The sequence below is a fragment of the Sporosarcina sp. P32b genome, from assembly GCF_002743335.1.
Taxonomy (GTDB): domain Bacteria; phylum Bacillota; class Bacilli; order Bacillales_A; family Planococcaceae; genus Sporosarcina.
Genome location: NZ_PDZB01000042.1, coordinates 1 through 11,719, shown reverse-complemented (window position 1 = coordinate 11,719; position 11,719 = coordinate 1). Strand labels below are relative to the sequence as shown.

The 11,719-nt window shown below is 41.3% G+C and carries 12 protein-coding genes; 3 read left to right on the top strand and 9 right to left on the bottom strand.

The features are described from left to right. Positions 1 to 287: 287 nt before the first annotated feature. Positions 288 to 1,190: a DMT family transporter gene (locus CSV64_RS16195; RefSeq protein ID WP_099635624.1), complete on the bottom strand. Its 903-nt coding sequence runs from the start codon at positions 1,188 to 1,190 to the stop codon at positions 288 to 290. 125 nt (positions 1,191 to 1,315) lie between these two features. Between CSV64_RS16195 and CSV64_RS16190 the strand changes: the two genes are divergently transcribed. Then, the gene (locus CSV64_RS16190; protein ID WP_099635625.1) at positions 1,316 to 2,038 is read left to right on the top strand and encodes an MgtC/SapB family protein; all 723 of its coding nucleotides are present in this window, start codon (positions 1,316 to 1,318) and stop codon (positions 2,036 to 2,038) included. Between the two features lie 109 nt (positions 2,039 to 2,147). Here the strand turns inward: CSV64_RS16190 and CSV64_RS16185 are convergent, their stop codons facing one another. Then, on the bottom strand, positions 2,148 to 3,311 hold the full coding sequence (locus CSV64_RS16185) for an iron-containing alcohol dehydrogenase (RefSeq protein WP_099635626.1): 1,164 nt from the start codon (positions 3,309 to 3,311) through the stop codon (positions 2,148 to 2,150). Positions 3,312 to 3,415: 104 nt separating this feature from the next. On the opposite strand from CSV64_RS16185, the gene CSV64_RS16180 reads away from it, so the two are divergent. Further along, positions 3,416 to 3,673, top strand: coding sequence for a DUF378 domain-containing protein (locus tag CSV64_RS16180; protein WP_099635627.1), 258 nt, complete (start codon positions 3,416 to 3,418; stop codon positions 3,671 to 3,673). Between the two features lie 47 nt (positions 3,674 to 3,720). Here the strand turns inward: CSV64_RS16180 and CSV64_RS16175 are convergent, their stop codons facing one another. From CSV64_RS16175 to pruA, 3 genes are all read right to left on the bottom strand, one after another. Then, entirely contained in the window at positions 3,721 to 4,965 is a 1,245-nt protein-coding gene (locus CSV64_RS16175; RefSeq protein WP_099635628.1) for a Glu/Leu/Phe/Val family dehydrogenase, read from the bottom strand. Between the two features lie 137 nt (positions 4,966 to 5,102). Then, complete coding sequence (locus CSV64_RS16170; RefSeq protein WP_099635629.1) at positions 5,103 to 6,296, bottom strand: ornithine--oxo-acid transaminase; 1,194 nt, start codon at positions 6,294 to 6,296, stop codon at positions 5,103 to 5,105. A gap of 33 nt (positions 6,297 to 6,329) precedes the next feature. Further along, entirely contained in the window at positions 6,330 to 7,874 is a 1,545-nt protein-coding gene (gene pruA, locus CSV64_RS16165) for an L-glutamate gamma-semialdehyde dehydrogenase (protein WP_099635630.1), read from the bottom strand. Positions 7,875 to 8,045: 171 nt separating this feature from the next. Here pruA and CSV64_RS16160 point away from each other — a divergent pair, with 171 nt between their 5' ends. Beyond that, on the top strand, positions 8,046 to 9,356 hold the full coding sequence (locus CSV64_RS16160; RefSeq protein WP_233190522.1) for a sigma 54-interacting transcriptional regulator: 1,311 nt from the start codon (positions 8,046 to 8,048) through the stop codon (positions 9,354 to 9,356). A 199-nt stretch (positions 9,357 to 9,555) separates the two neighbouring features. On the opposite strand, the gene yugI is transcribed toward CSV64_RS16160, so the two are convergent. The 4 genes from yugI to CSV64_RS16140 form a co-directional block, all read right to left on the bottom strand. Next, positions 9,556 to 9,930: a S1 domain-containing post-transcriptional regulator GSP13 gene (gene yugI / locus CSV64_RS16155; RefSeq protein WP_029054404.1), complete on the bottom strand. Its 375-nt coding sequence runs from the start codon at positions 9,928 to 9,930 to the stop codon at positions 9,556 to 9,558. A gap of 117 nt (positions 9,931 to 10,047) precedes the next feature. Next, positions 10,048 to 10,314, bottom strand: coding sequence for a DUF1871 family protein (locus CSV64_RS16150; RefSeq protein WP_099635631.1), 267 nt, complete (start codon positions 10,312 to 10,314; stop codon positions 10,048 to 10,050). A gap of 114 nt (positions 10,315 to 10,428) precedes the next feature. Next, positions 10,429 to 10,650 (bottom strand): hypothetical protein, encoded by a 222-nt coding sequence (locus CSV64_RS16145; RefSeq protein WP_099635632.1) that lies wholly within the window; start codon positions 10,648 to 10,650, stop codon positions 10,429 to 10,431. A 29-nt stretch (positions 10,651 to 10,679) separates the two neighbouring features. Continuing rightward, the gene (locus CSV64_RS16140) at positions 10,680 to 11,270 is read right to left on the bottom strand and encodes a peptidylprolyl isomerase (protein ID WP_099635633.1); all 591 of its coding nucleotides are present in this window, start codon (positions 11,268 to 11,270) and stop codon (positions 10,680 to 10,682) included. Positions 11,271 to 11,719 lie beyond the last annotated feature (449 nt).

Genomic DNA, 11,719 nt, shown 5'->3' with positions numbered 1-11,719 from the left:
ACTCTCCATAAGAGAAATTCGATTAGCTCGAGTTTCATTTGCTGGCATCAATTAAGATACTCATTTTGTTTGTGTCACCGTTAGGTGCACAAACTGTATTTCGTTAACGTTTTGCTGTTCAGTTTTCAAGGTTCGTGTTTGTCAGTCGTATAAAAGCGACTTCTCTATATTACACTCGGCGCTTATCGAAGTCAACAACTTTTTAAAAGAAATTTTTCTTTGTTTTCGTTGTTCTCGATTACGTCCGAAGCGACAAGAACTAATATACAATAGATCGTATAGAGAAATCAAGTGTTTTTCGTAAATAGTTTTTTATTTATTGCTTTTACATCAATGACAAACAGCAAAACCCCTGCCAGGACAACGATTGCGCCTCCTAATTGAAGAGAAGTTATTTTTTCGTGCAACACGAAATATGCGGCTATGGAAGCGAGTACCGGTTCAAACAAGATGGCGATCGACACAACATTTGTGCTCACCCATTTGACTGCCCAGTTAAATAACGTATGCCCCAATAGATTTGGCAAGATCGCCAGAGCTAAAAACCATCCCCAATCCGCTGCGGGATATCCGAAGAAAGGCTCTTGCGTGAGAAGCACATAGAAAAAGAGAGTTACCGAACTTATAGAATACACAAGAAAAGTGTACGTCACGAGTGATATTCTTTTACGTACATTCTGGCCAATTAATAAATATGCTGTAACGAATGCACAAGCGAGCAATGCAAGTAAATCCCCAAATAATGCAGCTCCGCTTACTTGAAAATCTCCCCAACTAATAATGAAGCTCCCTGTTAATGCTACGATAACAGCAGTCAACATTTTGCCTGTGATGATTTCTTTAAAGAACAGTGCTGTACCGGCTAATGCAAATATTGGTTGTAGCGTTACTAACACGGTCGAGCTAGCGACTGAAGTGTAGTTGAGCGATTCAAACCACAGTATAAAATGGATAGCAAGAAATATTCCTGAACTTGCGGTAAACAGCCAATCCTTTTTTGTTAATGAAGTAAGTTCGCTACGATAGGAAATTAAAAACAACGGAAGCATAATGACGGCCGAAAAGAACATACGATAAAAGGCGATGACTCCTGCATCGGCAGTAGCCATCTTTACAAAGATTGCAGACAGTCCAACAGTGAGGACACCAATCGCAATAGGTATGTAGGGATGAATTGACGGTTTATTCAAAATATCACTTCTCTTTCTATCTCTCTTCCCATTACAATAGAAGAAGAGGCCAGTACAAGTCGATTGCCGTATAAAAGAGAGTATATAGGTAATCTTCCTATTTTGTAAGTAAAGGAGGATAATTTATGTTCACATTACTTGCCGATTCCTTTAATGGAGAAGCATTAATTAAAATCAGTATTGCACTCGTACTTAGTATCATTATTGGTGTAGAGCGAGAAATCAAGAAAAAGCCTATTGGTCTGAAAACAAGCGCAGTCATTGCCACCTTCAGTTGTCTGTTGACAATTATCTCAATGGAAGCAGCTTACTTAGTCCCCTCTCGCAATGATATCAATATTACAATGGACCCTTTGCGGCTATCCGCACAAATCGTCAGCGGTATCGGTTTCCTTGGCGCCGGGGCTATATTGCGCAGAGATAATGATAATATTACGGGGCTTACTACGGCCGCGATGATTTGGGGTGCAGCGGGTATTGGCATCGCCGTAGGTGCAGGTTTCTACATCGAAGCATTTTTCACTGTAGTTAGCGTTATGATTGTTATTGAGCTAATAGCGCCTTTATTGGGCAAGTTCGGTCCTAAACGATTGCGTACTAAGGAAGCGAATTGTACGATTATCATTACTCAAAAGTCTAAAATTGACGATCTCGTAAAGTACTTGAAAGAAGAGCATATGGAAATTGACCATATGCGTATCAGACAATTCCAGACACCAGAACATCAATACCATCACGAATTGCAATTCAAACTTATGGCACATCCAAAAAAATCTACCTCTTCACTCTATATTGAACTCACTACACTCTCCTATGTAGAATCGGTGGAACTCGTAATTTATCCATAAAAAAAAACGCCAAGTCCACGTGACCTGGCGTTATAAACTGAAAGCAAACCCGCTCGCAGGCTTTGTTTTCAGTCTTTTTATTTATTCAAATTACATAGAACTATAGAAATCACAAGCTAGCTTTCAATAAAGATAGCACTTCATCCTCAGATAGCTTAGCAAACCCACCGACCGGACCATTCACAGCTGCTTTTTCTGCCATTAACTCTAATTTAGAGTCATCAATATCATAATCCGCCAGCGTGACGGGTGCGCCAATCTTCTTCCAGTAAGCACTCAAACGGTCGATTCCTTCCATAGCCACTTCTTCATCCGTCTTATCAGCTGGATCTACTCCGAACACATTAACAGCCAATTGAACAAAACGTTGTGGATTTTTCGGGAATGTTTGCTTCATCCAGTGCGGGAATAAAATTGCTAAACCGCCAGCGTGAGGTATATCGTAGACGGCAGATACCGCGTGTTCGATATTATGCGTACCCCAGTCTCCTCTTGTACCCATTGATAGGAAACCGTTTAATCCCCAAACCCCTGCAAACATCATAGACTCGCGAAGCTCTATGTTCTCAGGATCTTTCACGAGTTGCTCCCCAGTTTTCATAACGGAACGTAATGCCGCTTCACATATTTCATCCTGTAACGAAGCATTGTTTGCCGTATGGAAATATTGCTCGAAGATATGGGACATCGTATCCACAATACCATTCACTGTTTGATCAAGTGGCACGGACAATGTGTATTTAGGATCCAATATAGAGAACTTTGGATAGCTTAACGGTCCACCCCAGCCATATTTTTCTTGTGTTTCTTCATTCGTAATAACAGAACCTGCATTCATTTCTGAACTAGTTGCAGTGATCGTTAGCACCGTGCCAAATGGAAGTGCCTCTTTAGGTGTTGCTTTACCTGTTACGAAATCCCAAGGGTCACCGTCGTATTTCGCTGCGGAAGCAATCAACTTAGTACAGTCAATTACAGACCCACCACCAGCTGCAAGAATCACATCGATATTATGCTCTTTACAAAGCTCCGCTCCTCTTTTAGCTGTCGACAGTCGTGGGTTCGGTTCAACACCAGGCATGTCTACTACTTCAAAATCATTGTCGTTCAACAATTTCGTTATTTCATCATATAGGCCATTGCGCTTAATACTGCCGCCACCATATACAAGCAAAACCTTTTTACCGAATGTTTCAAGTTCTTTTGGTAAATGTTGCAATTGATCTTTGCCAAAAATTAATTTTGTCGGATTGTTGAAAATAAAATTATCCAAATCGTACGCCTCCTTCTTCCTACTCCCTATTATGAAAAAGATGTATTTACGATGCAAGTATAGTGTTCTGAAAACAGGATATACTTTTTGTAGGAGGAGATAAAATGGAAACTTTACAAAAAGTTACGTTAGCAATCGCACTTATCGGTGCATTAAACTGGGGAGTTGTCGGGATTTTCCGTTTCGATGTCATTGCTCAACTGACAGAAGGCGCCTATCAACCACTAGCACGCTTTCTTTATATCGTCATCGGTTTGTCTGGTCTCGTGGCGTTACAAGTTCTCTTTACGTATTGGCGCAGGGAAGAGGAGCCGAAATCAACAGAAGAAATTCGATCCACTTCATCTATCGAACAAATATAAAAGGCATCTCCTCACACTCGAGGAGATGCCTTTTATTATTATTATTATTATACCCAGCCACGGAAACGGCTTGCTTCCGCTGTTTTACGTACACCAACCATATATGCCGCTAAACGCATATCGATATTACGTGTAGACGATACGTTATATACATTTTCAAATGCCAGAACCATTTTCGCTGTCATTTTTTCACGTACTTCTTCTTCAGACCAGTAATACCCCATATTATTCTGAACCCATTCGAAGTACGATACAGTTACGCCACCAGCACTAGCCAATACATCAGGCACTAGTAGAATACCGCGATCTGTTAGGATTTTTGTAGCTTCCGAAGTAGTTGGACCGTTAGCTGCTTCCACTACGATGTTCGCTTTAATATTATGAGCATTTTTTTCAGTGATCTGATTTTCGATAGCAGCTGGAACTAGAATATCACATTCCATTTCGAGAAGTTCCGCGTTTGTTAGCGTATTGTCGAATAGTGTAGTAACTGTTCCGAAACTGTCGCGACGATCTAGTAGATAGTCGATATCTAAACCATCAGGGTCATACAATGCACCGTATGCATCGGAAATCCCGATTACTTTCGCACCTGAATCATGTAAAAACTTAGATAGGAAGCTTCCCGCGTTACCGAATCCTTGAATGATTACGCGTGCACCCTTCATATCAATATTACGACGTTTCGCCGCTTCATTAATAATTATCGTTACACCCTCAGCTGTTGCACGCTCGCGGCCGTGTGAACCACCAAGTACAACTGGCTTGCCTGTAATGAAACCAGGTGAGTTGAATTCATCTATCTTACTATATTCATCCATCATCCATGCCATGATTTGTGAATTCGTAAAGACGTCCGGTGCAGGAATATCCTTTGCAGGTCCCATTACCTGACTAAGTGCACGCACATAGCCACGGCTCAAACGTTCTAATTCACCCATCGACATTTCTCGCGGATCGCATATGATACCGCCTTTAGCACCGCCATATGGCAAGTCTACAATTCCCGCTTTAAGTGTCATCCACATAGAAAGCGCCTTCACTTCATCAGCACTTACGTTAGGATGGAAACGAATTCCACCTTTTGTGGGTCCAACTGCATCATTGTGTTGTCCGCGGTATCCTGTAAATACTTTTACTTTTCCATCGTCCATACGGATAGGAATACGCACTTCTACCATAAGAAGTGGTTCTTTCAATAGTTCATACATTCCTTCATCATAGCCTAGCTTTTCAAGTGCTTCTTTTATAACAACTTGTGTAGACGTAAATAGATTCAGGTTTTCTGTCATTGTATGGCTCGCCTCTTTGTTTGTTATTGTCTTTCACGGACACATTATAACACGAGCATTGTCAAACATCCACACATCGATTCCAAATCTTTTCTGAATTTTTTCGTTTGATAAAAAGCTTGGCGGCAAGGTATTACTTACTTGTTAAATACTGTGCGAATCTTATCCAATGCCCAGTCTAACTCCTCTTTCGTGATGATCAAGGGAGGAGCGAAACGAATTACGGTATCATGTGTTTCTTTACATAATAAACCAAGGTCTTTTAGTTCTTCGCAATACGGACGTGCTTCTTCTGTCAATTCCATTCCAATAAACAATCCGCGTCCACGCACTTCCTTTATTGAAGGATGTGTTAGTTTCTTCAATTCATCCATGAAATAGTTTCCTAATTCTTTGGATTGCTTCGCAAGCTCCTCGTCTTCCAACACCTCAAGTGCCGCTATGGATACTGCGCATGCCATTGGATTTCCACCAAATGTAGATCCGTGAGATCCTGGATTGAATACGCCTAGGATATCATCATTCGCAAGTACACAGGAAATTGGGAATACTCCTCCACCCAGTGCCTTTCCAAGGATATACATATCCGGTGTGACACCATCATATTGACATGCAAACATCTCCCCTGTTCGACAGAGTCCTGCTTGAATTTCATCAGCAATAAAGAGAATGTTTTCTTTTTTACATAGTTCGGATGCTTCCTTCATGAATCCTTCTGGAGGAATGATGATTCCAGCTTCACCTTGGATCGGTTCAATCAGGAATGCAGCAGTATTTGAAGTAATAGCCGCTTTCAATGCCTCGATATCCCCGTACTCTACTAATTTGATCCCCGGTAGCAATGGACCAAATCCTTTTTTATATTCTGGATCAGATGACAATGAAACCGCACCCAGTGTACGGCCGTGGAAGTTTCCTACACATGCAATGATTTCTGCATGATTGCCCGCTACACCTTTCACGTCATACGCCCAGCGTCTTGCTGCTTTCAAAGCAGTCTCCACTGCCTCTGCACCTGTGTTCATCGGTAATACCATGTTTTTACCTGAAAGCTCTGCCATCTTTTCATACCACGGACCCAATTGGTCATTATGGAATGCACGTGACGTTAGCGTGACACGATCGGCTTGATCCTTCAGCGCTTGAATGATTTTCGGATGGCGGTGTCCTTGGTTGAGTGCCGAGTAGGCAGCCAACATATCCATATACTTATTGCCTTCAGGATCTGTTACCCAGACACCTTCCGCTTCAGAAATTACAATCGGTAGCGGATTATAGTTATTCGCACCGTATTTTTTTGTTTTTTCAATAACATTCGTCGTTTTCGTCATATCCGTTCACTCCTTCAAATTCACTTCAACGTTTTACAGCATCTCTGATGTAGTTTTTCCTTGCATATGCAACTGCAAGTAATCAGGTCCGCCAGCTTTTGAATCGGTACCGGACATATTGAAACCGCCAAATGGCTGGTAGCCAACGATAGCGCCTGTACAACCTCTATTGAAATACAGATTGCCTACATGGAAGTCTTCACGAGCTTGCTCAATATGGTGACGGTTCTTTGTGATGACCGCACCTGTTAGGCCATAGTCTGTATCGTTCGCAAATTTAATCGCTTCTGTAAATGATGAAGCTTTTGAAAGTGCCACAACCGGACCAAAGATTTCTTCTTGAGAAATACGTGCATTTGGATCTACGTCTGCGAATACAGTTGGCGCTATGAAATAACCTTTTGAATCGTCGCCAGTTCCACCTGCAATAAGACGTCCCTCTTGCTTACCAATTTCAATATAATCCATGATTTTATCGAATGCAGCCTGATCAATAACTGGACCGGCTGTGTTTTTCCCATCGATTGGATCGCCCCAGTTGTATGTCTTCGTGATTTCTTCTACACGCTTTACCACTTCATCGTAGACATCTTCATGAATGATGGCGCGAGAACACGCTGAACACTTTTGACCACTGAATCCAAATGATGAGGAAACGATAGATTGCGCAGCCAATTCCAAATCTGCTTCATTATCGACAACAATTGTATCTTTACCGCCCATTTCTGCAATTACACGTTTCAGCCAAATTTGACCGTCATGTACTTTTGCTGCGCGTTCAAAAATACGTGTACCTACTTCACGTGAACCTGTGAATGAAACGAAACGAGTATCTTTATGGTCAACCAAGTAGTCACCAATCTCAGAACCTGATCCTGGGATGAAGTTGACGACACCCGTTGGCATGCCTGCTTCTTCAAGGACTTCGATAAACTTATACGCAACAACTGTTGCTGTAGATGCTGGTTTCAACAGCACGGTGTTTCCTGTTACAAGTGCACCTACCGTTGTTCCTGCCATGATCGCAAACGCAAAATTCCATGGTGAAATGACTACACCTACACCCAGTGGTACATAATCGAATCGGTTATACTCTCCCGGTCTACTCTCCACATGCATACCCTCTTTTAGTGTAAGCATCTGGCGTGCATAATATTCCATAAAGTCGATTCCTTCAGCGACATCTGCATCCGCTTCATTCCAAGGCTTGCCTGCTTCTTTCGTAAGCAAAGCAGAAAACTCAAACTTGCGGCGTCTAACGATTGCAGCTGCCTTGAATAATACATCAGCGCGAAATTCCGGCTTAACTTTTCTCCACGTTTCGAATGTTTCTTTTGCAGTACTCATCGCTTGTTCTGCTAGATCACGACTAGCTTGCGAGACGTTACCGATAATCTCTTTTTTATCGGAAGGGTTAGTGGATGCTAACTTCTTATCTGTCATTATGCGTTCACCGCCGATAATTAGCGGATAATCTTGCCCAATATAGCTTTCTACGATTTTAAAGCCTTCTTCATATGCTCTCTGGTTTTCTTTAACTGTAAAATCTGTGAATGGTTCATGTTTGTATGGAATCATTTGGAATCAAATCCTCCTTTATAATTAGGGCGCAAAATATATTTGCGTTTGGTAGCGTTTACATTTATAATGATGCAAGAAAACGTTGCACATTGCAAGTGTTTTGATGTAATTATTTTTAAATTCTACTAATTTAGCAACTGAAATTTGATACGTACTTATGTTAGGAAGGTGATTCAAATAAATACACACGAAAATTTATTGAATAGATGCAATCAGTTTGCAGTGGATCATGCAAATATCGGTATACACGCTGTGGATCATTTTGGAAGAACCATTGTCTATAATCGTAAAATGAAGGAAATCGAAGGATTGAATCTTGAAGATATAAAAGACCATTCTATTTTGGAGCTATTTAACTTTGATAAAAATGAGAGTACGTTATTGAAAGTATTGCAAAGTGGAGAACCCCAATTGCGTGTGAAGCAGAGATACTGGAATACGAATAAAGTAGAAATCACGACGATGAACGACACTTACCCTATTTATGAACAGCAGGAATTAATCGGGGCGATTGAGTTCGCTCAAGATATTACGGCATTGGAAAAATTCGTTTTGCAACCACTACGTAAAAATCGCGGACCGATTACATTTAATCAACTCACCGCTCATTCATCTGCTATGAAGTCGGTCATTTCCACTGCTGAAAAAGCAGCAGCGGCCGGCTTGCCCGTTTTATTAATTGGGGAAACGGGAGTAGGAAAGGATAATCTTGCCGAAGCGATCCACTATGGGTCTGTAGACAACGAGCGAATATTCCACACATTCCATTGTCTCCATGCTGATACAGAGATCATCCAGCAACTCGAAGAAACTTTACAACAGCAACCACCTATGACGTTATTTTGCGAACGAATCGATAGTATATCCATTTCTTTGCAACAAGCTCTCCTATATGTCTTGCAGAAAACACCCGCCCATCAATTCATTGCGAGTATCGGGGATGACCCTGTCGAGCTTATCGCTTCTGGAACATTGCTAAAGGAACTCTATTACTTCTTCGCATCCTTCGCCATTAGGATCCCTCCCCTTAGGAAGCGTCCAGAAGATATTATCCCTTTTGCAGAATCGTATTTACAGATTAGAATAGAGTCGCTAGGAACAGGATTGACGAAAATCGATGACAAAGTGAGAGAATCACTTCATGCGTACGGCTGGCCTGGGAATTTGCGAGAGCTCGAGCTACTTCTCGATGAGGTTTCATCTATGCGTACAACAGAAGATACGCTGACATTTGATATGTTGCCTTTGCAATTTAAGATGAAGGTGGAGTCCATCGCGAATGACGCTTCAAAACCAAAAGACTTTGTTGTACAGAGCGATTCAAAACTGTTGCCGTTTGATCAGTATTTACGAGAAGCCGAAAGATATTATCTTCAAAAAGCCATGAAGTTGCATGATCACAACATTACGAAAACCGCCAGCTCTCTTGGCATGAGTAGACAGAACTTACAATACCGGTTAAGAAAGATGAAGGAATGAGTACATGGTAAAACTCTGTTGATCTTCTGATAGTTGCCATCCATTCAACGTTTCAGCTTCTAAAAACTACGATAAAACCTAGAAGTACAAGCAAAAAGCAATCTCCCAATACCTTAGAGATTAAACGACAGTATGTCTATTTTAAAAGCAAAAAAGGACTGTCGCAGAAGTCATAACCACTTCTGCGACAGTCCTTTTATTAACGTCCGGATTGTTCAATCCAGCCCTGTAGTTTATCTTTCAGTGAATTAAAGCCATCTGCATCTTGCTGATCTACACGTTCTTGCAATGATTGACGTGAACGGGAGTGATTCAGGTAAGAACTTGGTGGCTCTTGTAATGCACGGATCGATAAGCTGATTTTACTAGCTCCTTCATCCACATCCAATACTTTGACGTGAACTTCTTGCCCAACTTCCAAAAATTCATGAATGTCTTTAACGAATCCATACGTGATTTCAGAGATGTGCACTAAACCTTGCGTTGAAGCATCCAGCGCCACAAACGCACCGTACGGCTGTATTCCGGTAACTTTTCCGGTCAGCTCATCTCCTACTGCAAATTTGTGAGACATGCAAAACAGCTCCCAATCTAAAGTAGTATCTAGTCTGCCACTAAGGCCGCTTCATAGTATACCATATTTCAAAGTTTTGAACAAAAAAGAGCCATCCGAATAGATGGCGTGAAGCATTTAATATTGAACGATTGATTTAGCTTCATATTTAACAGCAATCAGTTTATAGGATATGTCCATACAGTTCTCTAGAGGTATCCAAATTTCATGGGTGTGCTCATAGACATCACGAATATATTTAGCCAAGTCTGCTGGATGATCTACATATTGAAGCTTCGTCACGATTTCAGCGATTTCCGCACCATCTGCATATTCCCCTTCTTGGAATGGATCCCATTGTTTAAGAAGTGAGACTGCTTTTTTATTCATTTCAATGGTTTGCATGATTCTTCACCTGATTTGTATTTTCTTTTAATGATAGCACAACAGGTTGTAAGAAAACAGTTAGAGATATTTTGACAGTTTACGAATCCGACAGATTAAAAAAGAACATCCCGATCAATCGATGGGATGTCCTGGATTTTTATGTTGTTGTCGCTCTTTTAAAATACGTTGTTCCAGCTCTTTCGTTTCTTCTTCCTGCCGTTTAGATTTCTTAATAATCCAACGAAATACGAACAGCATTATCGTCATAAAGACGACGAAAGAGATTGCTGCTGGGATGTATTCTGATTTATCTTCAGGAAAATAAAGAAACGGCATCAATAGAACGAAGTCCATGCTAGTTTCCCCCTACGAATCAAATCCGATTACTTTTGGATAATTTCGATTGATTCAATTTTAATCTCTTCTTTAGGCTTGTTATCACGGTTAGCTTTTGCATTCGCAATTTTATCCACAACGTCCATTCCTTCTAGTACTTGACCAAATACAGAGTGCTTCTGATCCAAGTGTGGCGTTCCACCGTTTGCTTCATATGCATCTGCAATTTCTTCAGGCCATCCACCTTTTTTCAATTGTGACGCTGAAGCGCCAGCAAGTGAAGATGCTTGTACGATGAAGAATTGGCTACCGTTTGTATTCGGTCCAGCGTTTGCCATAGAAAGAGCACCACGTAAGTTGAATAGATCCATTGTAAACTCATCTTGGAATGTGTTGCCGTAGATACTTTCTCCACCCATTCCCGTTCCTGTTGGATCTCCACCTTGAATCATGAATTCAGGTATAACGCGGTGGAAAATAATCCCGTCGTAATAGCCGTTTTCTGCGTGAGTCAAGAAGTTTTCTACTGTTTTTGGAACTTGCTCTTTAAAAAGCTTGATTTTGATTGGCCCCATTGTTGTGTTCATCGTTACTAGTGCTTCGTTTTCTGCTACTTCAGTCGATAGTTGTGGATACATGATATTCCTCCTCAGATTTACGTGCATATTCATTTTGATGCGTGTTTTGTATATGAAAACAGTCTATCATATATGATACCAAAATTCGATAATTGTAACTGTGACAGTTAGTTGACAATGTTTATTGTGCTGAGAAAAAGCGCAATATGAGGAGAGGACAATGTTCATCTAGCTGCGGGAGACGTAGTTGCGTGTTCGCTCATTCATTCGTGTGAGCGATCATAGTTCGTGCCTATCCGCTCTATAGCGAGAGATAACTGCTCTATCTTGATCCATATCCGCTCATACTTACGGGTTATGCGATCAATCAACCCACTCAACCGCTCATTGCCCTGCCGTATCTAGTGGGCAATTGCTGCCGCGCTCATTACTTCGTGTGAGCGATCATAGTTCGTGCCTATCCGCTCTATAGCGAGAGATAACTGCTCTATCACGGTCTGTACTCGCTC